This window comes from Pseudobacillus sp. 179-B 2D1 NHS (assembly GCF_045370945.1).
GTDB lineage: Bacteria > Bacillota > Bacilli > Bacillales > Domibacillaceae > Pseudobacillus.
Map to the genome: position 1 here is coordinate 113,880 of NZ_JBIQDP010000002.1, position 23,087 is coordinate 136,966.

At 40.3% G+C, this 23,087-nt stretch carries 27 protein-coding genes; 11 read left to right on the forward strand and 16 right to left on the reverse strand.

All coding sequences use genetic code 11. The annotated features are described in order from the left end of the window. Positions 1 to 53 precede the first annotated feature (53 nt). Positions 54 to 1,613, forward strand: a complete 1,560-nt coding sequence (locus tag ACH0BF_RS02905; RefSeq protein ID WP_406908819.1) for a sensor domain-containing diguanylate cyclase — start codon at positions 54 to 56, stop codon at positions 1,611 to 1,613. 91 nt (positions 1,614 to 1,704) lie between these two features. Continuing rightward, the gene (locus ACH0BF_RS02910; RefSeq protein WP_120036814.1) at positions 1,705 to 1,842 is read left to right on the forward strand and encodes a zinc ribbon-containing protein; all 138 of its coding nucleotides are present in this window, start codon (positions 1,705 to 1,707) and stop codon (positions 1,840 to 1,842) included. A gap of 131 nt (positions 1,843 to 1,973) precedes the next feature. Here ACH0BF_RS02910 and megL read toward each other — a convergent pair whose 3' ends face one another. The 4 genes from megL to ACH0BF_RS02930 all read right to left on the reverse strand — a co-directional run bounded on the left by megL (position 1,974) and on the right by ACH0BF_RS02930 (position 6,275). Next, entirely contained in the window at positions 1,974 to 3,188 is a 1,215-nt protein-coding gene (megL, locus tag ACH0BF_RS02915) for a methionine gamma-lyase (RefSeq protein WP_120036812.1), read from the reverse strand. Positions 3,189 to 3,407: 219 nt separating this feature from the next. Then, positions 3,408 to 4,883 carry a nicotinate phosphoribosyltransferase gene (locus ACH0BF_RS02920; RefSeq protein WP_340855029.1) on the reverse strand — a complete coding sequence of 492 codons (1,476 nt, stop codon included), beginning with the start codon at positions 4,881 to 4,883 and terminating at the stop codon, positions 3,408 to 3,410. 21 nt (positions 4,884 to 4,904) lie between these two features. Beyond that, entirely contained in the window at positions 4,905 to 5,450 is a 546-nt protein-coding gene (locus ACH0BF_RS02925) for a cysteine hydrolase family protein (RefSeq protein WP_340855032.1), read from the reverse strand. A 30-nt stretch (positions 5,451 to 5,480) separates the two neighbouring features. Next, positions 5,481 to 6,275, reverse strand: coding sequence for an NUDIX domain-containing protein (locus tag ACH0BF_RS02930; protein WP_259455723.1), 795 nt, complete (start codon positions 6,273 to 6,275; stop codon positions 5,481 to 5,483). A gap of 1,018 nt (positions 6,276 to 7,293) precedes the next feature. Between ACH0BF_RS02930 and ACH0BF_RS02935 the strand changes: the two genes are divergently transcribed. The 6 genes from ACH0BF_RS02935 to speD all read left to right on the forward strand — a co-directional run bounded on the left by ACH0BF_RS02935 (position 7,294) and on the right by speD (position 10,580). Next, on the forward strand, positions 7,294 to 7,536 hold the full coding sequence (locus ACH0BF_RS02935) for a spore germination protein (protein WP_340855036.1): 243 nt from the start codon (positions 7,294 to 7,296) through the stop codon (positions 7,534 to 7,536). Between the two features lie 176 nt (positions 7,537 to 7,712). Continuing rightward, a complete protein-coding gene (locus ACH0BF_RS02940; protein WP_340855038.1) occupies positions 7,713 to 7,955 on the forward strand; it encodes a spore germination protein in 243 nt (80 codons plus the stop codon). A 21-nt stretch (positions 7,956 to 7,976) separates the two neighbouring features. Then, positions 7,977 to 8,462: an Hsp20/alpha crystallin family protein gene (locus ACH0BF_RS02945; protein ID WP_340855042.1), complete on the forward strand. Its 486-nt coding sequence runs from the start codon at positions 7,977 to 7,979 to the stop codon at positions 8,460 to 8,462. 55 nt (positions 8,463 to 8,517) lie between these two features. Further along, positions 8,518 to 8,955: an Hsp20/alpha crystallin family protein gene (locus tag ACH0BF_RS02950; protein WP_406908821.1), complete on the forward strand. Its 438-nt coding sequence runs from the start codon at positions 8,518 to 8,520 to the stop codon at positions 8,953 to 8,955. A 62-nt stretch (positions 8,956 to 9,017) separates the two neighbouring features. Beyond that, entirely contained in the window at positions 9,018 to 9,563 is a 546-nt protein-coding gene (locus tag ACH0BF_RS02955) for a hypothetical protein (protein WP_340855047.1), read from the forward strand. Positions 9,564 to 9,758: 195 nt separating this feature from the next. Further along, complete coding sequence (gene speD, locus ACH0BF_RS02960; protein WP_120036802.1) at positions 9,759 to 10,580, forward strand: adenosylmethionine decarboxylase; 822 nt, start codon at positions 9,759 to 9,761, stop codon at positions 10,578 to 10,580. A 58-nt stretch (positions 10,581 to 10,638) separates the two neighbouring features. Here the strand turns inward: speD and ACH0BF_RS02965 are convergent, their stop codons facing one another. The 11 genes from ACH0BF_RS02965 to ACH0BF_RS03015 form a co-directional block, all read right to left on the reverse strand. Beyond that, positions 10,639 to 11,046 (reverse strand): MaoC/PaaZ C-terminal domain-containing protein, encoded by a 408-nt coding sequence (locus ACH0BF_RS02965; RefSeq protein WP_340855050.1) that lies wholly within the window; start codon positions 11,044 to 11,046, stop codon positions 10,639 to 10,641. Next, a complete protein-coding gene (locus tag ACH0BF_RS02970) occupies positions 11,043 to 11,492 on the reverse strand; it encodes a MaoC family dehydratase N-terminal domain-containing protein (RefSeq protein ID WP_340855053.1) in 450 nt (149 codons plus the stop codon). Before ACH0BF_RS02970 ends, ACH0BF_RS02965 begins: the two co-directional genes overlap by 4 nt. A 14-nt stretch (positions 11,493 to 11,506) precedes the next feature. Further along, positions 11,507 to 12,271, reverse strand: a complete 765-nt coding sequence (gene fabG, locus ACH0BF_RS02975; protein ID WP_340855057.1) for a 3-oxoacyl-ACP reductase FabG — start codon at positions 12,269 to 12,271, stop codon at positions 11,507 to 11,509. Next, positions 12,268 to 12,690 (reverse strand): PaaI family thioesterase, encoded by a 423-nt coding sequence (locus ACH0BF_RS02980; protein ID WP_340855059.1) that lies wholly within the window; start codon positions 12,688 to 12,690, stop codon positions 12,268 to 12,270. The genes fabG and ACH0BF_RS02980 overlap by 4 nt, the downstream gene beginning before the upstream one ends. Positions 12,691 to 12,860: 170 nt before the next feature. Continuing rightward, positions 12,861 to 13,583, reverse strand: a complete 723-nt coding sequence (locus tag ACH0BF_RS02985) for an amino acid ABC transporter ATP-binding protein (protein WP_120036791.1) — start codon at positions 13,581 to 13,583, stop codon at positions 12,861 to 12,863. Next, positions 13,580 to 14,236: an amino acid ABC transporter permease gene (locus tag ACH0BF_RS02990; RefSeq protein WP_406908823.1), complete on the reverse strand. Its 657-nt coding sequence runs from the start codon at positions 14,234 to 14,236 to the stop codon at positions 13,580 to 13,582. The genes ACH0BF_RS02985 and ACH0BF_RS02990 overlap by 4 nt, the downstream gene beginning before the upstream one ends. A 75-nt stretch (positions 14,237 to 14,311) precedes the next feature. Next, positions 14,312 to 15,139 carry a basic amino acid ABC transporter substrate-binding protein gene (locus ACH0BF_RS02995; protein ID WP_120036787.1) on the reverse strand — a complete coding sequence of 276 codons (828 nt, stop codon included), beginning with the start codon at positions 15,137 to 15,139 and terminating at the stop codon, positions 14,312 to 14,314. A 443-nt stretch (positions 15,140 to 15,582) separates the two neighbouring features. After that, positions 15,583 to 17,298 carry a phosphoenolpyruvate--protein phosphotransferase gene (ptsP, locus tag ACH0BF_RS03000; RefSeq protein WP_340855066.1) on the reverse strand — a complete coding sequence of 572 codons (1,716 nt, stop codon included), beginning with the start codon at positions 17,296 to 17,298 and terminating at the stop codon, positions 15,583 to 15,585. Further along, positions 17,295 to 17,561, reverse strand: a complete 267-nt coding sequence (locus ACH0BF_RS03005) for a phosphocarrier protein HPr (RefSeq protein ID WP_120036783.1) — start codon at positions 17,559 to 17,561, stop codon at positions 17,295 to 17,297. Before ACH0BF_RS03005 ends, ptsP begins: the two co-directional genes overlap by 4 nt. 432 nt (positions 17,562 to 17,993) lie before the next feature. After that, the gene (locus ACH0BF_RS03010; protein WP_406908824.1) at positions 17,994 to 18,767 is read right to left on the reverse strand and encodes a YhfC family intramembrane metalloprotease; all 774 of its coding nucleotides are present in this window, start codon (positions 18,765 to 18,767) and stop codon (positions 17,994 to 17,996) included. A 177-nt stretch (positions 18,768 to 18,944) separates the two neighbouring features. Continuing rightward, positions 18,945 to 19,880 (reverse strand): cation diffusion facilitator family transporter, encoded by a 936-nt coding sequence (locus ACH0BF_RS03015; RefSeq protein WP_340855068.1) that lies wholly within the window; start codon positions 19,878 to 19,880, stop codon positions 18,945 to 18,947. 216 nt (positions 19,881 to 20,096) lie between these two features. Here ACH0BF_RS03015 and ACH0BF_RS03020 point away from each other — a divergent pair, with 216 nt between their 5' ends. Beyond that, complete coding sequence (locus tag ACH0BF_RS03020) at positions 20,097 to 20,288, forward strand: hypothetical protein (RefSeq protein WP_120036777.1); 192 nt, start codon at positions 20,097 to 20,099, stop codon at positions 20,286 to 20,288. Between the two features lie 40 nt (positions 20,289 to 20,328). Here ACH0BF_RS03020 and uvsE read toward each other — a convergent pair whose 3' ends face one another. Continuing rightward, positions 20,329 to 21,300: a UV DNA damage repair endonuclease UvsE gene (uvsE, locus tag ACH0BF_RS03025; protein ID WP_406908825.1), complete on the reverse strand. Its 972-nt coding sequence runs from the start codon at positions 21,298 to 21,300 to the stop codon at positions 20,329 to 20,331. 121 nt (positions 21,301 to 21,421) lie between these two features. Between uvsE and ACH0BF_RS03030 the strand changes: the two genes are divergently transcribed. Then, positions 21,422 to 22,603 carry a DHH family phosphoesterase gene (locus ACH0BF_RS03030; protein WP_340855074.1) on the forward strand — a complete coding sequence of 394 codons (1,182 nt, stop codon included), beginning with the start codon at positions 21,422 to 21,424 and terminating at the stop codon, positions 22,601 to 22,603. 94 nt (positions 22,604 to 22,697) lie between these two features. Continuing rightward, on the forward strand, positions 22,698 to 23,072 hold the full coding sequence (locus tag ACH0BF_RS03035) for a nucleotide excision repair endonuclease (protein ID WP_406908826.1): 375 nt from the start codon (positions 22,698 to 22,700) through the stop codon (positions 23,070 to 23,072). Positions 23,073 to 23,087 lie beyond the last annotated feature (15 nt).

The following is a 23,087-nucleotide window of genomic DNA, read 5'->3' on the forward strand; positions in this document are numbered from 1 at the left end:
ATTTTAGACATCAAAAACAAGGCATTTTACTATAAAAAGAAGGAACTATTTTTATGAAAGTATCTTTCAAACATTTAATTTTATTTGTTACTCTTGCCTCTGTATTGTTTACTCTTTCTGTCAGTCTGTATTCAGGTTATCGTCTCGAAAGAGAAACGCTCGTGAAGAATGCTTTGGAAACTAATCGCGTGTACGCTGAAAAGCTGGCGCGAACAACAGAGGATTATTTAAAATCCACCTTGCAAGTTTTACAGAATAGTGCTCAAACGGTTGCCCCTTCCATGAAGGGAAATGAGGAAGCCCTTTTAAATGAAGTCAATCGTCTGAAAAGCCAGTCAGATATGTTCAATTCTGTTGCCGTAGTGGATCAAACCGGTAAGATTTTAGCTGTCTCGCCAGAACACCTTAACCTGAAAGACAAATTATTCAGCGCATCGGGCGCTGTGCAGGCGCTAAAAGAAAAGAAACCACTCATTTCCAAGCCATTTATCTCAATTACCGGGCGTTTAATTATTATGATTTCTTATCCTATTTTTAGTGAAAGTGAAGAGTATCTTGGTTTCGTGGGCGGGACAATTTATTTAAAAGAAAGAAGCATTCTCAATCAATTGCTTGGTGAACACTTTTATCATGATGGCTCCTATGTTTACGTGGTGGACGGCGATGGCCGGGTTATTTATCACCAATCTCCGGACCGGATCAACGACATGGTCTCTAAAAACCCTGTCGTTCAAAAATTAATGAACGGACAAAGCGGGGCTCAGCGGGTGACTAATACACAAGGAAAAGATATGATAGCCGGCTATGCAACCATCCCTGTGGCTGAGTGGGGAGTGGTATCACAACGCCCTTCTTCTGCTGTTCTATCTCCTTCAAATAAGATGATACAACGGATGCTTCTCACATCTCTACCGCCTATTCTTATTTCTCTGGTTATTATTTGGTGGATCCTAATCAAGATAACTCGTCCTTTACAGCAGCTTGCTTACCTGGCAGAAAATTGTTCGGACAGCCGCCAACCACAAGATATCAAAAAAATTCACGCTTGGTATTATGAAGCGATTCAGTTAAAAAAGGCATTATTGAGTGGCTTCCACGTTCTTCATGAAAGAGTCAGTGACTTCCAACAGCAGTCATCGACGGATCCGTTAACCGGATTATATAATCGCAGAGCTATGAATGAACATCTTGTCCAATTGGCTGCAAATAAAACTCCTTTTTCTATTATTCTTTTAGACATTGACCATTTTAAAGTCGTCAATGATGTATACGGTCATATGGTTGGCGATGAAGCGCTTGTCTTTCTTGCCGATTTCATCAAAAGAACAGTTCGCGAAGAAGATATTTGCTGCCGCTATGGAGGAGAAGAGTTTTTAATTATTCTGCCAAATGCGGATCTTAAATTAGCTAAGCACATAGCGGAAAAATTGCGAAGCTCTTTAGCAGAAACAAACAGCCCTACCGGCAAGCCCCTTACTCTCTCTGCAGGAGTAGCCCTCTTTCCGGACGATGCGGTTGTCCCTAATGAACTGATCCATTTAGCTGATCAATGCCTCTATGAAGCCAAGCAAGCCGGAAGAAATAAAGTCATCGCTTCACATGGTAAACGTTAACTGTCACAAAAGAAGCAACGCTGGTCTATATTGTTTCATCCTTCATTATCCGGGTATACACAAAGCAACGATTTATTTAGGAGGTGCTTGTATGCCACACACAGGAGAAACACCCGGAAAAGGTGAGTATAAATGCGAAAAATGCGGACAGGTCCTGACGCTCGACGAGGATAAAGACCGCCTTCCTCCTTGTCCGGAATGCCATGACACCGAATTTGAAGCAGTGTAATCGGTAAAGCCTCACTCCTTATTTTTTAGCGGGTGAGGCTTTATCTTTGTCAAGCTGTCCTTTTACTTTTCTTATGCTGCCGTTCTCTTCCCGTCCTCAACCTCTCCTCGTTTCTTAAAGCCTGGTCATATTCAGGAAGACTGAGCCATTTCTGCTGCTTCTTTGAGCTGGTCAAGTGCTTTCTGTAAATCTTCCCAAATGTCTTGCTTCGCTTCCAAACCAACAGACAGGCGGATGAGCTGGTCAGAAATCCCCATTTCCCTTCTCGTTTGTTCCGGGATACCCGAATGTGTCATAGTTGCTGGATGCTGAATCAATGTTTCTGCGTCACCTAGACTTACTGCGATTTTAATAAATGACAGATGATTAAGTAACTGCTGAGCCTGTTGTTTGCTGCCGTTAATTTCAAAGGAAATTAACCCTCCGCCCTTTCTCATCTGTTTTTGCATAATGTGATAGTCTCCGCCTGCTTGATCACCTGGATAAAATACTTTTTTCACGATAGGATGTTCTTTTAACTGTTCGACAATATACTCCGCATTCTCACAGTGACGATCCATGCGAACCGGAAGCGTTTTCATTCCTCGCAATAACAACCAGGCATCGAAAGGTGAAATCACTCCTCCTACGTCTTTCAATGTCGTTCTGGCAATCGTTTGGATCAACTCTTTTTTTCCGGCTGCAAGCCCAGCAATGACATCTCCATGCCCACCAATATATTTTGTGGCACTATGCAGAACAATGTCACACCCCGCTTGTAAAGGCTGCTGCAGATACGGAGAGGAAAAGGTATTATCGACCACTACCGGAATGCCATACTTTTTGGCAACCTTTGAAACGAGCTCTAGGTCAATTAATTTCATGGTTGGGTTAATGGGGGTTTCTACGTAAATACAAGCCGTTTCTTCACGAATCAGCTGCTCCATTTGTTCTTCCGTTTCCATCCCGCAAAAGTCATGAGTGATTTGATATTTTTCCTTCATCAACTCAAGAAAACCGAATGTACATCCATAAACGCCCTGTGAGCATAAGATGTGATCGCCACTCTTAGTCAAAGCCATTAGTACAGCAGATACTGCTGCCATTCCCGAACCAAAGGCAAGCCCTGCTTCCGCTTCTTCAAGTTCTGCTATTCTTTCCTCCAAAGCCCTTACTGTGGGATTGCCAAGTCTGGAATAAATAAATCCCTCTTCTTCTCCCGCAAAGCGCTGCTCCCCCTGTTCGGCGCTGTCAAATGTAAAAGTAGAGGTTTGAAAAATAGGGGGAGTGAGACTGCCTAAATGTTCTTTCGCATCATAGCCTGCATGGATGATCGCTGTTTCCATATTTTTAAACTTTTCTGCCATCTTATTACGCTCCCTTAATTAATCATACGTTTCTATCATCTCTTTCTCTTCCATTTTATAATAAAATGAGAATTTTGACAGTGTTTTCCACTTAGTAAAAATGACAACTAGTCAATTTAACAGAAAAAGCAGCACTGTATAAGTGCTGCGTCTAATTTTTCGGAACTCTTCGTTTGCTCCATTTCTTCACTAAACAGGCTACCAAGGCCCTGTCATTATTTAAACAGTTCTATGATTCATCGCTTTTACTTTTTCTCGTACTTCAGCAATATTTTTCATTTTATTATCCCAACAAGCTTGGCTTAAATCGACAGGATATTCTTCAGGGTTAAGGGATCGTTTATGCTCTTTCCATAACAATTGGAGATTTTCTCTGGCGAACTCCCGTATTTCTTGGACATCCGGCTGAACGTAAACTAATTGGCCCTTTTGAAAAATGCATTCATGTAGTTCCCGAGCTTCAAAATTAGTAACAAATTTACTGATAAATGTATGCACCGGATGAAACATTTTTAAATGGTCTTCCTCTGATGGATTTTCATACTCCATAGCTAAATAATCGCCTTCTGACTTGCCGTTTTGCTTATTGATAATTCGATACAGGCGTTTTAAGCCAGGCGTCGTTACCTTTTCAGGATTGCCTGAAATCTTAATTGTGTCCTCCATTACGCCTTCCTCGTTTTCGATGGATACCAGCTTATATACAGCCCCTAAAGCTGCTTGATCAAACGCAGTAATTAGTTTTGTACCGACTCCCCAGCTGTCAATTTTTGCGCCTTGTGCTTTTAAATTCATGATCGTATACTCATCTAAATCATTTGAGGCAATAATTTTTGTATCGTAAAACCCAGCATCATCCAGCATCTTTCTCGCTTTTTTAGACAAATAAGCTAAATCCCCGCTATCCAGTCGAATGCCGGCAAAATTAATTTGGTCCCCCAGTTCTTGCGCTACCTTAATTGCCGTCGGAACCCCTGATCTAAGCGTGTCATAAGTATCAACTAGAAAAACACAGTCTTTATGACGCTCTGCATATTTATGAAAAGCTGTATATTCATCTTTATATGTCTGAACGAGTGAATGCGCGTGCGTACCGGAAACAGGAATGCCGAATAGCTTGCCAGCTCTTACGTTACTAGTTCCGTCGAATCCACCAATGTAAGCCGCTCTCGTTCCCCAAATAGCAGCGTCTAGTTCATGAGCTCTCCGGCTTCCAAATTCCATCGCTAATTCCTCGCCAACCACTTGTTTAATACGGGAAGCTTTCGTGGCGATTAACGTTTGATAGTTAACAATATTCAATAAAGCCGTTTCGATAATTTGCGCTTCTGCGAGTGGAGCTTCCAATCTTAAGATCGGCTCGTTGCCAAAAACCATCTCTCCTTCACGCATCGCTTTTAATGTGCCCGTAAAAGTCATTTCTTTTAAGTAGGCAAGAAAGTCTTCTGCATACCCCAACTCATCCCGCAAGTAGGCAATGTCACTTTCCGAAAAGCTAAAGTTCTTCAAATACTCTATAATTCTTTCCAAACCTGCAAAAATGGCATATCCATTACCAAAAGGAAGCTTTCTAAAGTATAATTCAAACACGGCTTTTTTATTGTGAATGCCATCATGCCAATAGGTTTCTACCATATTAATTTGATACAAATCTGTATGCAAGGCCATGCTGTCATCTTCAAAATGTTTGTTCATGTCTGCTCGTTCCCTCCACAATTAAATCACTTTTGCCGCTAAACAATCTTGAAAATGACGCAATGCCCATTCGTGGCCCGTCTGATTGAAGCTTGCAACTGCATTTTGGTGAACAACAATAGAATAACCTTTATTGTAGGCATCAACTGCTGTATGCAACACACAAATATCTGTACATACACCTACTAAGTGAATCTCAGTAATTCCTCGTTCCCGGAGTTTAATATCCAAGTCGGTTCCTGCAAAAGCCGAATAGCGGGTTTTGTCCATATAATAAAGCTGTTCCGTATTCTTATTTTCCTGATAGACAGCTTCCAGTCGTCCATATAGCTCTCGCCCTTCTGTTCCTTCGATGTTGTGGGGCGGAAACAGTTTCGTTTCTGGATGATAGGGGTCATCCTTTTTATGTACATCAATTGCCAGCACAACAAAATCTTCATTTGCCAAAAATTGTTCTGTCAGCGAGACAATTGCCTCTTCAATATCCATCCCCGGCTGGCCAACTGGCAGTGCTCCGTTCACAAAATCAATCGTATAATCCACATTGATTAGTGCTTTTTTGCCCATCCTTCCTCATTCCTCCTTATGTGATGTTTTTCACTTATAAATGCTCTTAATTGGATTATATTCATTAAAACGATAAAGTGTAGTTTTAAATTTAGAATTTCTCTGTGTCGTTTTTGGACTGCCATCTTCGTTCAGCACTTTCTCGATAAATGGAAACTTGGGTGCTTTTCGCCAAAAAAATGGTTCTGATTTAACTACTTCTTCGACGAGATCTCCCGATACACATAGAATGATGTGCCGAAGCTCAGATAAGGTAAATTCCGCTGGAAGAAATTCTTTCGCCAATGTCGTTTGCAACATCTCTAATTGAATTTTCTCCAAGGCGTCTTTAATAATGAGTTTATGGTCAAAAGCAAGCGGTAAATTAAGCGCTTCTTGGACATTAAATAACTGGACGTCCATCGCATCATCACCGGCTTTTCTCCCCTCTAACAAATATTCCGGAACGGCAGCATAATAAGCATTAGAAATCATCCAACCCCTCGGATCACGACCTTCCTTGTCATACACGGCATAATGTTTCAAATAGATGCCGTTCAGACCTGTTTCTTCTTCCAGTTCTCGCATCGCTGCGTCAAGGGCTGTTTCATTCGGCGCTACGAAGCCTCCAGGCAGCGCCCACTTTCCGCCTTCAATATTAGGCCGTCCTTCACTATTTTGCAAAGCTCTCTTAATAAGGAGAAGATGAAGGGAACCGGAAAATTCTGCTTTCTCATCTTGTTTAATCGTAAAAATAACAATATCGCTCGTATAACCATCTGGAGTACGATACTGTCTACTATCATACTCCTTTAGCGCCTCTCTGTGGGAGATAAATTTGTCCACTTTCTTTTTTCACCTCAATAATTACTTTCAATTTATTAATGATTAACCAATCGTTAATCAAAATATACACGAAATACGCAGCTAATACAACATTTCTTATAAAAAGACAAAAAAAATGAGGCTCTTATGCCCCTGATACTGCCTGTAATTTATGCTCCTTTTTTAACCCTTGGCCGTTGGCTAATAGCTTTTAATATTGACATCTTATCTTGAGCGGTTAACATTCTCCAACTTTTTACTTTGATTTTCATGTTGAATCCCACCTTTATATGATGTTGAAATATTTTATAATCCATTATTCATGTGATGGCTGTTTGCTCCTCTTATTCTATAATTACCGTTTTTCAGTAAAAATAAAACAAAATTCGTTCCTCAAAAAATGACTAAAATCCGCAAAAAATTTATTTTTCAAAAAAATAGGTTTATTAAGAAACAGGACGGGTAAATAAAAACCACAAGGCGGAACTACCGAAAGAAGGGACTGGTAAACATGCGTTTACAAGCGACTTCACAGGATGAATTGCACAGCCTTGGCGGAAAATTTGCTTTGCTGACGAAAGGCACACTCGTCAGGAACCGATATATTTAGGTTCCACCGGTAAGCGTTCAATCAGTAAGTGTAGTTTTTTGCAAAAGTGCAAGTGGAATGCAGGTTAATGGGAATCCACCGAAGAGAATAGTAAACGATTGTTTACAAATACCTTCACCGGATGAACAAACTGCATCGGTAAATGTAAGTTGATCTGGCGATGAGTCTTCTCGTCGGGATGAACAAATTTTAAAGACTGTTCAACGGATAAAATTTTCCGCGTGCAACTCCCTGTCACAGGGACGAGAAAAGCATGCTCCGAATGGAGTGTGCTTTTTTCGTTTTGTTAAAGCTGTCAGGTCGAGCGAACAATTGCTTTATTCTATCGTCTATTTTTCCTGCTTGGCCTTCTTTATGAGGCGGCTGTTTATCATACTCTGTCTTGCTGATGCATAAGATAAGTAAAATTTAAAAATAGGAGGAGTTGTTATGCCCTCTATTATTAATATTTACAGCTTAAAAATTAATAACGTTTCCAACAACGGATCAATCAATATTGGAGATGCTCTTCATAACGCCCACACAGCCAATACAAAATCCCAAGGATCCAATGCATCCTTTGGTGATATTTCTCCTACAGAATCCACTATGGAAAATGTGTTTATCGATCCCGATGTAAACGATATGGGAGATATCGCAAACCCAGCTAACGTCAATTCCTCTCAAATGTAATAGATTTGGTTTATTGATTTTTCGAAGCGCGAAGTCTGTCGAGAATAAGAGAACGAGTAGCAACAAAAAGGGAGTGTTTGTCATATTTCGGTGTAAGTATTCTGTATTTTCTTTTCTGTTCCTCTTTTATTCCCTTCTCATATAGTGATTAGTAGACTCACAAAGGAGGAAAATTGATGCCCTTTGTAATCAATATTTTTAACATTAAAACAAACGGAGTGACACAGAACGGAAACATTGATGTCGGCGGTACTGTTCATAACAGCCACACAGCGAATACTAAATTTGTTGGCGGTAATATTTCACTAGGTGATTTTTCACCTTCTTCTTCCTGTATGGGCAATGGAGTGCTCGATAGCGACCTAAGCGATCAAGACCAAATTGCTAATCCATCTATGCCAGTGGCTAATCAGTTTTAACCAAAAGAAAGGAGCGCTGTTATGTTTCCTTTTCAATCCCCCTTTCCTGCAATGAATGAATGGCAAAAATGGCTCAATCATTTAAATGAGAAAGACGTTGAAAAGTATGTGCAAAACGTTTTATCATCTTCTTTACCGTCATCATGGCAAACGAATGAAAAAATGCAGGACTTTAGAAAAGATGAGGATAACTATTCGTATCGCTCTTCTTCAAGTGCAGAAGCACCTTCACTTCGGGAGGCTGTTTTTGAAACTCATGAGGCGGTCTATGTGAAGATCTCTATTCCTGATCCTTCTATTTTTGATCATTTAAAAATTTTCCATACATCTAATCAGACAATTCTGGAGGGCTTGCCTGCACCCCATAACAAAAAAGTAATTATCCTCCCAGCTATCGTAAAGAAAAAAGGTGCAGCCGCTAATTACAAAGACGGGATTTTACAAATTATGCTTCCTAAAGAAGTTGACTTTCAATATACAGAGATAGATGTCCGTCATTTGGATTGACCAATCCTACTGATCATTTACTATTCCTCAATAAGAAACAAGGAGGAAGGATACTTTGGACTTCGAAAAATTTAAACAATGGATGGAGTTTGCCCAGAATTATCAAACCGGAGAGTTTTGGAATTCTGTCTTGGATCCCTCTAAGGCAGAAATAATGAGTAGAGAACCTGTTGACCCTACGCAAAAATTTCCGCCTGTCGATATGTTTATTGATGAATCGAGGGTCATATTAGTCATTGAACTGCCGGGCTTCACACAAGAAGAAGTACGTCTGCTCGTTTCAGGGAACACTTTAACCATTGAAGGAACCTCCTCCCCTGCCTTTGATATGAAGCCGGCTATAACCGAACGTTACCAGGGTGAGTTTAAGAGAACCCTTCAGCTCCCCGAACCAGTTGAAGGCAAAAATATTTCTGCCAGATTTCACAACGGCCTGCTGTTTTTAAGCTACTTTCGTACTCGGATCAAACAAGAAAGAATTTTTATCGAATAGCTCTTTTTAACAATTGCTCCTTTATGAGATAATTTACTACAAAAAAAGCGTGGGGATTTTATGTGACAAATATATCTGATGAACTCTTAAATATGATCCAAAAACTTGATCAGAAAATACAACATGTCACAAGCCAAGTGCAAAAAATCAAACAGCGCACAAACGACCCTATTATCATATCCCACTCTCTACCTAATAGCTGGGAAAAGCTTATTGCTGCAAAGGTGAAAGAGAAACAGTTGGAGAATAACCTTTTATTAACCGAGCAGCTAAAACAGACACAACAGCGATTGGTTGAACTAGAAAACATAACAATCCCCCACCTGCAAAGTAAAATACAGGCGTTGGAAGATCAATTATCCCTCTTTCAAAAATATTATTCATCAATGTCCGCTGTACAGCCTATTGTTTTTCAGGAATTTTCTATTGATCGAGTTTTTTTGGATAAGTATGAACAAACAAACAACTTAGGTCAGTTAGGCATTAGAGAGTTAAATGGAAAGCTACATATTGGCGCTGTTTATCCTCCTCATTTCGAGACTGAAAAAAATGCTGAAGATAGCGAACAGGCGAAAACAACGAAAGAGGAGGACCGGTCTGAGGGATAACTTGACCGCTTTGCTAAGCTATTAGGCAAACAAAAAAATTGTCCCTCTACCTAAAGAACAGTCTCGTCAATTGGCTTTAGGAAAAATACTGTTTTATTTACATGAAAAAGGGTAATTTAATGAGGACGAGAGTACACTTTAATTGCCGATTAGGCGGTTTAGCATTGATTATTAATAGGTAAGGAGCTTACACTTATGTCCCTCACACCCGAGCAGCGCGTTGAATTACACGGCTTTAACAACTTAACAAAAACACTAAGCTTTAATATGTATGATATTTGCTATACGACTACCCAGGAAGAACGGGATGCTTACATTGAATATATCGATGAGCAATATAACGCGGAACGCTTGACAAATATTTTAAAAACAGTAGCTAATATGATTGGGGCTCATGTTCTCAATATTGCCAAACAGGATTATGTCCCGCAAGGAGCGAGCGTCACTTTACTTGTTTCTGAAGGACCAGTCGTTGAAGTGCCGGCTGAATCCCTGGATGAATCCCCCGGCCCGCTGCCCGATTCGGTTGCAATGCATCTTGATAAAAGCCATATTACTGTTCACACTTATCCTGAGTTTCATCCATATGAAGGGATTAGCACGTTCCGTGCAGATATTGATGTGTCCACCTGTGGAGAAATCTCACCGCTTAAAGCGCTCAATTATTTAATTCATTCCTTTGATACCGATATCATGACTATTGATTATCGGGTACGCGGATTTACACGTGATAAAAATGGTCACAAGCTATTCATTGACCATGATATCAATTCCATTCAAAATTACATTCCAGAGGAAGTCAAACAGCAATACGATATGATCGATGTCAATGTCTATCAGCAAAACATTTTTCATACAAAATGCAAACTAAGAGATTTTGACTTAGACAACTATTTGTTTGGCCACTCACCTGACGAACTTTCCCCTCAGCAAGTGCAGGAAATTACGGAGAAATTAAAGATTGAGATGGATGAAATCTTTTACGGACAAAATATCCGGCAGCCAAACAATCCATAAATAAGCAGCCGCTCTTCTTAACAAAGCGGCTGCTTATTAGTTATTTAATCATTTTTTCCTACTCATGATACAAGCGAAAAATAACCTGTCCTTTAATCACTTCTTTTTGATTTTGATTAACAGCTACCGTATCAAAAAATCGCCTACTTTCAGACTTTTTCGCTACCTTTGCTCGCAATGTCAAGATATCGTCCAGCCTCACCATTTCTTTGAATCGAATAGAATACTCCTGAATAAATCCTTCCTCATAATAAGGGGTAAATATCTTTGACAGATTTCCCATTGTCCACATGCCGTGAGCGATAATGCCCGGCAGACCTGCTTTCTCTGCCTCTTTGTCGATAGTATGAATCGGATTAAAATCTCCTGAAGCACCGGAATATTGGATGAGGTCCATCCTTGTGACAGGTGAAAGCTGCACATCTGCCAGCAGTTCACCTACTGAGTAATCAGTTAATCTTTTCAAGGAAGCATCCCCTTTCTGACCGACTCATTAAGAATGATAATTTGCTTAGCGGTAAAAAGAGGATTCCCCACAGCATCTTCTCCATATTTAGTTAAAAATAAAAAGCCCAACCTTTGATTATTTCCTGCTTTTTCTACATAGTTTTTCACTTCCATCCAACAATACACCGTTTCTCCAACAAGAAGCGGCCGTTCATAGCAAAAGGTTTGTTCTCCATGAATAAGTCCCTTATCCGGCAATTGAAAATCAGCAATGGTCCCATAATTAAATGTAACAGGAAAGGTGGGAGGCGCCAGGTTTTCTTTGTATCTTGACTGTTTTCCCACTTCTTCATTTGTATAGAGAGGGTGAGGGTCGTTAATTGCTTCGGCAAACTTCCTGACTGCCCCTCTTTCCACATCGTTTTTTATTTTTCCTGATTTCTTGCCAATACTGTGACGCAGCACAGCTCCACCTCCTGTCAATTTTCAGGACCGCCCGCTACATAAAGAACTTGTCCATTAATAAAGGAGGAACGCTCGTCAGCAAAAAAGGCGACTGCCTGAGCAATGTCTTCTGGCCTTCCAATCCTCCCAACGGGAATTTCATTGGCCTTTGCTTTCGCTAATTCCGCAAATGGGACACCAATTCTTTCAGCTGTTGCTTTTGTCATATCTGTTTCAATAAATCCTGGAGCTACAGCATTCACTGTAACGCCGAATGGGCCAAGCTCAATAGCTAATGTTTTGGTTAAGCCCTGGATTCCAGCTTTAGCTGTTGCATAGTTTGCCTGTCCACGGTTGCCAAGAGCAGATGTTGAGGAAATGTTGATGACCCTTCCATATTGTTGCTTTACCATGTACTTTTGGGCGGCACGGCATGCGTAGAAAGCTCCTTTTAAATGGACATCCATAACGGTCAGCCAATCATCATCTGTCATTTTAAATAATAAATTATCCCGAAGGACCCCTGCATTATTAACTAGAATATCAATGGCGCCAAATGCCCCATAAACTTCCTTCATTGCCTGCTCTATTTGCTCCTGCTCTGTCACGCTCGCTATTTTTGTATAAATGGGAAATCCTTTTTCTGCAAGCTCTTTTTCCGTTTCTACGACGGCCTGTTCATTCACATCAATAATAGCTACGTTGGCTCCTTCCTCTGCAAATCGCTTAACGATTTCTTTACCAATTCCCCGGCTTCCGCCTGTTACAAAGGCTGTTCTTCCTTTAAACCTTCCCGTCATGCCCTCTCCCCCTTATCTAGACTTGCAGGCTGAATCAACTTAAATGTTCCCGTTCCCTTAGCTATCAGCTTTCCTTCCCTATCTTTCATGGTTCCTTCAACGAATGCCATTTTGTGTCCTTTGGAAATGACCTCCGCTTCAGCGAGAATCTCTCCGCCCGTTACTGGAGCAACAAAATGGACCGTTGAACTCGTGGTCACACACCGCGTCTTCGTTACCGAACGTAAATGCATGCTTTGGATAAAGTCAAGAATAGAGGCATATACACCGCCGTGCAAAGTATGGTTCGTATTCAGCAAATAGTCTTTCATACTCAGCTTAATTTGGACATTCCCTTCTTCAAATCGCACAATTTCTAAGCCTAAATGGTGAAGAAAGGGACATTCTTCAAATTCCTTCAAAATGTCTTCAAGCAGCAAACCATATCCTCCTTTCAATCAATCTGATTACATGAAAACTTTAAATCTCCTCTCTCTATAATAATTGGCTTGCTCTTACCCTTTTCCTCCTTATCTCATCTGATTTTTCTAGAAGCTAAAAACAAGGAGTAAAAAAGAGCATTCTGTATGCACAGAATGCTCTTTTTTACTCACAGTACTTTACTTAAAAATGCTTTTGTACGCTCATGCTGTGGATTAGAAAACAATTCCACCGGTTCATTCTCTTCAATGATATAGCCGTTATCCATAAAAATGACTCGATCGCCGACTTCTCTTGCAAATCCCATTTCGTGTGTAACTACAATCATCGTCATTCCGTCTTTGGCCAGCTGCTTCATTACTTCAAGCACTTCACCGACCATTTCGGGGTCAAGGGCAGACGTTGGTTCATCAAATAACATGACCTTCGGCTCCATTGCCAACGCACGGGCAATCGCCACCCGCTGCTTTTGGCCGCCGGATAGAGAATCGGGATAAGCATTGGCTTTGTCTGCAAGCCCCACCTTTTTCAGAAGAGCGATTGCTTTTTCTTCAGCCTCCTTCTTCTTCATTCCTCTTACGTTGATTGGAGCAAGTGTTATGTTTTCAAGAATGGTTTTATGAGGAAATAAGTTAAAGTGCTGGAACACCATGCCGACATCTTTGCGAATTTCATTAATATTTGTTTTCTTATCAGTTAAATCTTTTCCAGTTACATATACATGACCGCCAGTAACCGACTCAAGTAAATTCAAGCAGCGGATAAAGGTTGATTTTCCGGAACCGGACGGACCGATAACCACCACTACTTCCTGCGGCTTCACTTCGAGGGAGATATCTTTCAATACTTCATTGTCACCAAATGACTTTTTAAGGCTTTTGACGGAGATCATTGTGTATTCATTCTCCTTTCAATGTAGTTCATTAAATAGGTCAGCGACAAAGTTAATATAAGGTAAATGACTGCAACCGTGATATACGGCTCCCACACCCTAATGTATTGTCCTTGGGCTGCACGTCCCCAATACATTAACTCTGGGGCAGCAATAATTGCTGCCAGCGATGAATCCTTTAATAACACAATAAATTCATTGCCAAGCGGCGGGATCATCCGTTTGACAGCCTGTGGCAAGATAACGAGCTTCATCGCTTGGACATGACTCATGCCGAGCGACCGAGCAGCTTCCGTTTGTCCCTTATCAATAGACTGAATGCCTGCGCGGAAGATTTCTGCAATGTAAGCAGACGCATTCAGCGAAAGGGCAATAATAGCAGAAACGATCGGATTAGACGGAGACATGAACAGCGGCACGACCCCAAAGTGAATCAATAAGATTTGTACGAGTAACGGAGTCCCCCGAAAAAAGTTCACATACCAGACGAACGGAAATTTCACCAGTTTGTTTGTCGACATCTTCCCTAACCCGATAAGCAAACCAAGAATGAGGCCGATTAAAATTCCAGCGAATGATAGTCCTAAAGTTAACAGTGTGCCTTTAATGAAATATGGCATATAATCCACGATAATATCTGTGCGGAAATTCATTTTACTTCCCCCTTTCTGAGACAAAAACGACTGTCCTTAGGCCCAAGCCTACAGCGGACAGCCGCAATTCATTCCTTATTGTTTCGCTGCTTCTTTTAAGGAATCTACGTTTGGCTCTTTACCAAACCATTTTTTATAAATCTCAGCATATTTCCCATTGTCGTATATCTCATTCAGTGCTTTGTCAAAGTCTTTTTTGTATTCGCTGCCTTTAGGGAAGACGATACCGTAATATTCTGGCTTAAATTTCTTTTCATCTCCAACTGTTTCAACACCGCTGTCCGGATTGTTTTTCACATATTCCAGCGCGACTGCAATATCTGTAACAGCTGTTTCAACATCGCCGCTTTGCAAAGCCTGGAACATGAGCGCTGCTGTTTCATATTTAGAGATCGAAGAAGAATTCTTTCCAACTACTGCTTCGGCAGCAAATTGTCCAGTCGTTCCATTTTGAACACCAATTTTCTTTCCTTTTAAATCATCAGCATTTTTAATAGAGGTGCCTTTTTTGAAAGCAATCATGCTTGTTGACTCAAAATAAGGAACAGAGAAATCATAGGATTTCTTACGCTCATCATTAATCGTCACACCCGCCATACCAATATCAAGCTGTTTGCTTTGAAGGCCGGCAAACATGGCATCCCAACCAGTGTTTTCAATATTCACTTCATAACCGGCTTCCTCAGCCGCAGCATTTAAAAGGTCTACATCAAAGCCGCTTACCTTCCCTTTATCCATAAATTCAAATGGGGCAAAAGTTGCTTCTGTTCCCACTTGTAATACTTTTTTGTCTTCTGATTTTTCTTTTCCTGCAGAATCTTCCTGTCCCCCGCTACAGGCAGATAGTAAAAGTGCACATCCAGCTGCTACAGACAAAAGAGACTTTTTAATTGAAATATTCATGTTGCTGACCCCCTAAATATTTTTCTTTTTCTGTTTTTTGATAAACCAAGAATAATAATTTGCTCAGTTCTTGTTCTTGTTATCTAGTAAAATAATAGCGTTTACAACGACAATTTTCAATCTATTTTTACATTTTAACTCTTTCTGATAATTATATTAACACAATTTATCTTATTTTCATGCACATTATTTAAATAATAATAATATAGAAAATCTATCCTTTATGCTCTATTCTCGAAAAATTTAATGGAAATAAATCTATACATGCATAATAATTCACCATTTATAATATTCTATATATTTAAAATTTTCACTCCCGATAAAATGAGCGGCAGTCAGATGGAAAATAGGATTAGCACAAATAGAAACAACAGAGAAAACCCTCCAAACTAAAAAGGAGGTTGCCGGAAAGGGCAACCTCCTTTTTAGTTAACTTTCTTTTCTCATAAAAAATGGGTTCTTACAAACTGTTCTACTTCTTCGGCTGTATCCATTTGCAGCACTTCTTCCACTCTCTCACTAATGGATGCTTTTGATAAGCGAGAGATAATGCTTCTAGCTGGTAAAATAGATGACGCACTCATACTGAACTCATCAAGGCCAAGACCAAGCAAAATTGGGATAGCCGCTTCTGTTCCTGCCATTTCTCCGCACATGCCTACCCATTTTCCTTCTTTATGCGCAGCATCAATTACCATTTTAATCAAACGAAGGATAGCTGGATTATATGGCTGATATAGGTAAGCTACCCGCTCATTCATTCTATCTGCAGCCAAAGTATATTGAATTAAGTCATTGGTGCCTATGGAGAAGAAGTCAACTTCCTTCGCAAAAATATCTGCCATTACAGCAGATGAAGGAATCTCTACCATCATTCCGACTTCGATGCTATCAGAAACAGTGATTCCTTCTTGTTGCAGCTTTTCTTTCTCCTCTAACAAAACTGCCTTCGCCTGCCGAAATTCTTGAAGCGTGGCAATCATCGGAAACATGATTTTTAAATGGCCATAGGCGCTGGCACGAAGAAGTGCACGCAATTGTGTACGGAACATGTCCTGCATCTCTAGACACAAGCGAATAGCCCGAAAGCCTAAAAACGGATTCATTTCTTTCGGCAAATCTAAATACGGCAATTTTTTGTCCCCGCCAATATCAAGAGTCCGGACAACAACCGGTTTTCCCTCCATGCGTTCAAGGACTTTTTTGTAAGCTGTAAACTGTTCTTCTTCCGTTGGCAACTGGTCACGTCCCATATAGAGAAATTCAGTACGGTAGAGGCCAATCCCTTCTCCCCCATTTTGAAGAACACCGTCTACATCCTCAGGTGTGCCAATATTAGCAGCCAACTCCACTCGACAGCCATCTGCGGAAGCTGTTGGCACATTTACAAGCTCAGCAAGCTCTGCTTTATATGCTTCATATGCCGCCTTTTTCTCTTCATACTCTTTAATAACAGTCAACTCTGGATCAATAATTACCTTTCCCTCTTGACCGTCAATAATCAGCATCATGCCATTTTCAATATCATTCAGCGCTGTTTTTGTACCGACAACGGCTGGAATTTCGAGGGAACGTGCCATAATCGCTGAATGGGAAGTGCGCCCACCAATATTAGTTGTAAAGCCCTTGACAAACTGTCTGTTTAATTGAGCCGTATCTGACGGTGTCAAGTCCTCTGCTACAATAATGACTTCTTCAGAAATTAAACTCGGATTCGGTATCTCTACTCCAAGCAAATGCCCGATAACCCGCTTTGTTACATCACGGATATCTGCCGCGCGCTCTCTCATATATTCATTGTCCATGGATTCAAACATGGAGACGAACATATCCGATACTTCTTTCATGGCAAATTCAGCATTAATACCTTCTTGGTTTATTTTATCCTTTACTGGATTAAGCAGTTCAGGATCATTTAAAACAAGTGTATGCGCTTCAAAAATAGCAGCCTTATCTTCGCCGAGCGTTCCTGCCGCGTGTTCTTTAATTTTTTGCAGTTCACCTATTGATTTCTCAATTGCACGATCAAAACGTTGAACTTCTGATCCTTTGTCAAGTACTTCCTTCTTTTCTGCGACCAGATCAGGTTCTTCCAAACGAAAAGCCTTTGCAATCGCAATTCCTGCAGAGGCTCCGATTCCTGTTAACCATTGATTCATTTAGCTAATCCTTCTTTTTCCAATACTTCTGTGATTGTTTGCATAGCTTCTGCTTCATCCGCACCAGATGTAGTTATTTTCACTTCAGCACCAGAAGGGATACCGAGAGACATAATACCGAGAATAGACTTTAAATTTACACTTTTTCCGTTATATTCAAGACTGACATCCGCCGAGAATTTGCTCACAGCCTGTACCAAAATACTTGCCGGACGTGCATGAATTCCTGCTTCATCTATAATTGTAAATGTTTTTTCCATTATCTCATCAATCTCCTTTACACAGTTAATGTAAATTAAATCATACCATTTTTTTTATTTTGTCAAAACAATTAGCACTCGCATAAAAAATTTTCTAATTTTATAAATACTTTATATATGTACTCCCCCTGAGGCACAGACTCATACCGGATAACAGTAAAATCATCCAATACGAGCATCCTTCATCCTCCTTATAAAGCATCGCTTGTCAATCATCGCCTTCTTTCCCGGTGATTCAGGGGTACATTTATTTTTTATCGTGCCACGCACTTAGAGTTCTTCCACTAGTATGATCAAATCTGGCTTTACAAGTCCTATAAAAACAAACCTGGCGTATATTGGGCAGCTTTTTACTCATTTGATAGGCTCATTAACGATTATTTGTTCTATTTTCTCACACCGATTGGGTGAAGCTCCCCGTCCATTTACTTCTTCTTACTTAAAATGCAACTTCAACTGGCGAATAATATAAATAGACAGCAAAGCAAAGGCTGCTACTAACCCTTCAATAATCCAAATGCTTGTGATCGTATCTACCTGGTAAAGCGCAACGAAGAAATCAATGAAAAGGTGAAGGCCGATGGCATATAATACATACTTAAACTTGCCGCTCCGTACTCCAAGCAGTACCATCACCGAAAACATAATCTGCATAACAATGGCTCCTGCCCGCTCTATACCAGCCAGCAAATACGATCCAAAATTGGTTTCGATTATCTGCATTTTCAACTGGCTTATCTGCTGTGAAGGCAGTACACTAAGATTAGTTTCAAATGTGCCATTATTAATCATGATTGCATATACAAGTGCATTAACTGCTCCGACGGCACCAATTAGCACTGCTTCTATTCCTCCATGGCCGATGCCAAGTGACACGCCATCGCCAAATTCACGGCTGCGTTTTAATACCAATAAAAAAACAAAATAGCGTCCTAGTTCCTCAAACAATGCAGCTGCAAGTCCTCCATACAAAGCATAGGCAAAAGGATTATCCGTCATTTTCAAGGAAGGGCCCGAAGGATCAATCATCATCGCATGCAGTCCTCCTTCGAGTATTTGTGCAAATATGATAAATACTCCTACTCCCGCCCAAAACACTCTCCAAGAAAACTTTCCTTTTATCCGCCAATAAATAAGTAGAGCTGTCGGCAGTAAGATCGAAATGAGTAACTGAAAAATCATTCCCGCAAATGCATAGGATCCAACCATATATATCACTCCTTATTATTATCATTATTAATAATGATAATAAAATAATCTGATATAAAGATCAATCCTCTTTTAGAAAATTATTCATCATCTTGTAAGAAAAAAGCGAACATATGCTATTGATACACGATGAAACTCTTTGTAATTAAGAAGGCGGTTCTATAGGAACCGCCTTTCTTAGTTGCAGTGATCTCCTTTACATGGATAATCAGAAAAGTCAATTTGAATCGTTGTATGTTCAATATGAAAGTCATCATGTAGTTTCTTTTGGATTTCCTTGAGCAGCGGCTGTCCTTCTATATCTGGACTAGTGACTACGTGACAGCTTAATGCAGGAAAGTCAGAAGTGATCGCCCATACGTGCAAATCATGAACATCATTGACCCCAGGCAAACTAAGCAGGGCCTCCCTCACTTGCAAAACATTAATGTTTTCCGGTGCCCCTTCCATTAAAATGTGGAAAGAATCCTTTGTGACCCGGATGCCGCTTATAATAATCAATATAGCAACAATAACACTCGCAATTGGATCAGCCAAATTCCAGCCAAAAAACATAATCATTAAAGCAGCGGCTATCGCTCCTACCGAACCGAGCAGATCTCCAAGAACGTGTAAAAAAGCACTGCGAACATTTAAGTTTTCGTCTTTGTCGCCTCTCATTAGAATATAAGCCGCTCCAATATTCACTAACAGACCAATGACCGAAACAATCAGCATGCCAATGCTCATTATTTCTGGAGGAGTCATAATCCTCTTGTACGCCTCAATAAAAATATAAACCGAAATAGCAAGCAAGGTGAGGCCGTTAATAAAAGCAGCCAGGATTTCAAACCGCTTGTAGCCAAATGTCTTCGATAGTGTGGCTTCTTTTTCACCAAATTTTAAAGCCAAATAACTGAGGCCCAAGGCTGCCGCGTCGCTCAGCATGTGCCCCGCATCCGACAGCAATGCCAAGCTGTTTGTCAAAATTCCTCCCACCACTTCTACGACCATGTACGTCGCGATTAACATAAATGATAGTTTTAACGCTTGTTTGTTATTTGTTGAGTGATGGTGATGTCCGTGCCCATGGCTATGGCCATGATTGTGACCGTGACTGTGTGAGTGTCCCATTACATACGCTCCTTTATATGAATATATGATCATATACTTATATTATTTCAGACATACCTCTTTTGTTCAAGCTTTTTGTTAAAATATTCAAAAATTATTACAAGAACAGGTTATTTATTGTTTTAAAAAAGTATAGTACCCCTCCCCTTTTTGGATAAACAGGATTTAACACTCTTTTTGCGGGAAGAATAAACACTAAAAAGGAGGTTGGTCTGTTTGAAGGACGAAGATAAACAAATATCAGAAGGATTAAATCAAATTTTTGAGATTATTAATGCTAAAGGTGATGAAGGAGAGCTAAAGAGAATTGTCGGTAACGGCCATGAAGACAGCTTTGTATGCAGCGATGAGCTGTTTCATAAGGATTTAAGAGCCATTGTTGACGATACTATGCGTGAGAACGAATAGGCGAAAGGCCGGACACTTCAAGAGGTGTCTGGCCTTTCTGTTAGGTAATATAAAAGCTGGACCCATCCATGATTGTTATATCCGGCTCACCTCTGACCGCTTCTATTAACGTAAACAAAGCGTCATCTTTTCTCTTTGCTTCAATCATTATATCTATTTGAGAAATGCTTCCTTTTACTTTCCGCAAAAATTCAAGTAATTCCGTCTTGTTAATGAAATCCGCGTGGACTTTGAAGTCTTTCTCTGACCTCGGGCTAGAAATATGCATCTTCAGTGGAAGCTTGGCACTTGTCCAGGTGCTAACAACTCGCTGCCAATCCTCTTCCCAGGTTTCTCCTTCTTCATGGTTCGCCCGATGATGATGGTAATCAAAAACAAAAGGAATGCCTATTTTTTCACAAAGATATAACGCATCCTTTACGGTAAAAGTAGTATCATCATTCTCCAGCATAATCATCTTTTGCAAAGACGGAGGGATGAGTGCCCAATTATGGATAAATTGTTCAAGTGCTTTTTCTTTATCTTTATATCCTCCGCCAACATGAAGAACACAGCGATGTTCAGGATCGATTCCCATTCCTTCTAATAACTTTTTATGCATAATAAGCGTTTTTAAAGCCATTTGAAAAACTTCCGTATTCTGTGTGTTCAAGACGACGAAATGTTCGGGATGAAAGTCAATCCGCATAGTCGGATGTTCATCTAAATAATCACGAATAGCTGCTAGATTTTCTTTTAAAGGCTTTATAAAATTCCAATCCGGCAAATCCGGATGATTAGCGAGTGGGATTAATTTGGAGCTAAGTCGAAAAAAGTGGATATCATTTGCCGCATTGTGCCTCAGAAGCCGCAAGCAGTTCATTATATTCGAAGCCGCAATTCTTTCGAGCTTTCTAATAGCCGCTTCCCTGTCCTTTATCTTGATAAATTGTGTATGAGTCATCGTTTGAGAAGGAGAGCTGTTTTTTACATTCATGCTCATCGCTGCATAACCAAGACGGATTAATGTCATCTTTTACACCCCTTATTCAATAGTTTTACCCTACTTTTTCGTAAACTGAGCTGCAATGAGTGTTTTTATACTTCAATTTTCTCTCTTTGGGTAACATACTAAATACAGTGAGGTGAAGGTAATGTACAAATTGTTAACACACAATGATTTAGACGGCGTCGGCTGTGGCATTCTAGCCAAGCTTGCCTTCGGAAAGGAGGTACAGGTCCGCTACAATTCCGTATCGGGTCTTGACTATGAAGTAGCATGGTTTTTAGAACATCAGGATAAGAAAACTTCTTTACTTATTACTGATTTATCTGTTAATGATGAAAACAAAGAAAAACTGAATGAATTTTATCTGGCCGGCGGGAAAGTGCAGTTGATTGACCATCATAAAACGGCTCTTCACTTTAACGAGCATGAATGGGGACACGTTGTCGTTGAAGATAAAGAAGGAAAACTAACTTCTGCTACTTCATTGCTTTATGAGTATTTGCTGGAACAGGAGCTAATGGAGCCCTCTAGTGCAATTGCTGAATTCGTAGAGCTCGTCAGGCAGTATGATACATGGGAATGGGAAAAAAATGATAACCAGGAAGCACGCAGACTGAATGCTCTTTTCTTTTTAGTATCAATAGAGGAGTTTGAAGAAAGAATGATGAGCCGGCTTCGTTATCATGATCATTTCTTTTTCGATGAATTAGAAGAAAAAATATTAGATATGGAAGATGACAAAATCGCTCGTTACATCCGCCGGAAAAGACGGGAACTTGTGCAAGCTAAAGTTGGAGAGCATCTGGCAGGAGTCGTTTATGCGGAATCATATCATTCCGAGCTCGGGAATGAGCTCGGGAAGGACAACCCCCACCTTGATTATATTGCGATCTTAAATATCGGCGGAAAGCGGCTCGGCTTTCGCACAATCCATGATCATATCGATGTCTCAGAAATAGCCGCCCACTATGGGGGCGGCGGTCATGCGAAAGCAGCCGGTGCTTCTATGACAGAGGACGCCTACAGACAGTTCGTCACGGAAACGTTTCACTTGATGCCGCTGCGGGAAGATGCCAGAAGAAACCGCTACAATGTAAAAGAGTCGTCATTCGGTTCCCTTTATGAAAGCCGGTCTGGAGAGACTTTTCTTTTATATGAGGCGGCTGAAAATAAATGGACGATTAATCGCGAAGGCACCATTTTACCAGAAGCTTTTCCGGACTTTCAAGCAGGGGAAAACTTCTTAAAGAGAACCTTTGAGGCTTCGCTTGCCAGAGATGATGTTTTTGTCCGTTATCTGCAGAAGCTGGTGAATAAAGAAAAGTAGCCTTAAACGGCGAAAATTTGTGAAATTATCAAAGGAATGGTAGCTTTTCTTGGCATTTATGGTACGCTTTATAGAGGAATAGGAGCGATTGCAAATGATAAAAATTGAAGTACCTCAACCAGATCTAACCATTATAAAAAAGAATTCTGAAGGAGACACGAGCGAAGCGGCAATAGCCAGAGAGTATGGCTTTATTGACTATCACAAAATCGCCCGTGATAAAGGGGGCATCTATATATACTATGATGCTCGCGACGAGTTAATGTTCGTTGGAAAAGCAAGAAAGTTAAGGATGCGCATCCGTAAAAGCTTTGAAGACACAGCTTCTCCGATTAAACTGCATAGAGATGACGTCTATAAAATTGAAGTCTGCTATGTGGATGATCCAATGGAACGGGAAATTTATGAAACGTATATTATTAATCAGTTTCAATCGAAATATAATATCGAGAAAGTATTTTTCAAATAATACTCTCACGAAAAA

Coding starts and splice junctions, on each gene's coding strand:
- ACH0BF_RS03030 (WP_340855074.1), top strand. CDS start 21,422: ATGTACAAATTGTTAACACACAATGATTTAGACGGCGTCGGCTGTGGC.
- ACH0BF_RS02935 (WP_340855036.1), top strand. CDS start 7,294: ATGCCCTCTATTATTAATATTTACAGCTTAAAAATTAATAACGTTTCC.
- ACH0BF_RS03015 (WP_340855068.1), bottom strand. CDS start 19,880: ATGGGACACTCACACAGTCACGGTCACAATCATGGCCATAGCCATGGG.
- ACH0BF_RS03010 (WP_406908824.1), bottom strand. CDS start 18,767: ATGGTTGGATCCTATGCATTTGCGGGAATGATTTTTCAGTTACTCATT.
- ACH0BF_RS03035 (WP_406908826.1), top strand. CDS start 22,698: ATGATAAAAATTGAAGTACCTCAACCAGATCTAACCATTATAAAAAAG.
- ACH0BF_RS02990 (WP_406908823.1), bottom strand. CDS start 14,236: ATGAATTTCCGCACAGATATTATCGTGGATTATATGCCATATTTCATT.
- ACH0BF_RS02995 (WP_120036787.1), bottom strand. CDS start 15,139: ATGAATATTTCAATTAAAAAGTCTCTTTTGTCTGTAGCAGCTGGATGT.
- ACH0BF_RS02945 (WP_340855042.1), top strand. CDS start 7,977: ATGTTTCCTTTTCAATCCCCCTTTCCTGCAATGAATGAATGGCAAAAA.
- ACH0BF_RS02905 (WP_406908819.1), top strand. CDS start 54: ATGAAAGTATCTTTCAAACATTTAATTTTATTTGTTACTCTTGCCTCT.
- speD (WP_120036802.1), top strand. CDS start 9,759: ATGTCCCTCACACCCGAGCAGCGCGTTGAATTACACGGCTTTAACAAC.
- ACH0BF_RS02925 (WP_340855032.1), bottom strand. CDS start 5,450: ATGGGCAAAAAAGCACTAATCAATGTGGATTATACGATTGATTTTGTG.
- ACH0BF_RS02985 (WP_120036791.1), bottom strand. CDS start 13,583: ATGATCTCCGTCAAAAGCCTTAAAAAGTCATTTGGTGACAATGAAGTA.
- ACH0BF_RS02920 (WP_340855029.1), bottom strand. CDS start 4,883: ATGAACAAACATTTTGAAGATGACAGCATGGCCTTGCATACAGATTTG.
- ptsP (WP_340855066.1), bottom strand. CDS start 17,298: ATGAATCAATGGTTAACAGGAATCGGAGCCTCTGCAGGAATTGCGATT.
- uvsE (WP_406908825.1), bottom strand. CDS start 21,300: ATGACATTAATCCGTCTTGGTTATGCAGCGATGAGCATGAATGTAAAA.
- megL (WP_120036812.1), bottom strand. CDS start 3,188: ATGGCAGAAAAGTTTAAAAATATGGAAACAGCGATCATCCATGCAGGC.
- ACH0BF_RS02910 (WP_120036814.1), top strand. CDS start 1,705: ATGCCACACACAGGAGAAACACCCGGAAAAGGTGAGTATAAATGCGAA.
- ACH0BF_RS02940 (WP_340855038.1), top strand. CDS start 7,713: ATGCCCTTTGTAATCAATATTTTTAACATTAAAACAAACGGAGTGACA.
- fabG (WP_340855057.1), bottom strand. CDS start 12,271: ATGACGGGAAGGTTTAAAGGAAGAACAGCCTTTGTAACAGGCGGAAGC.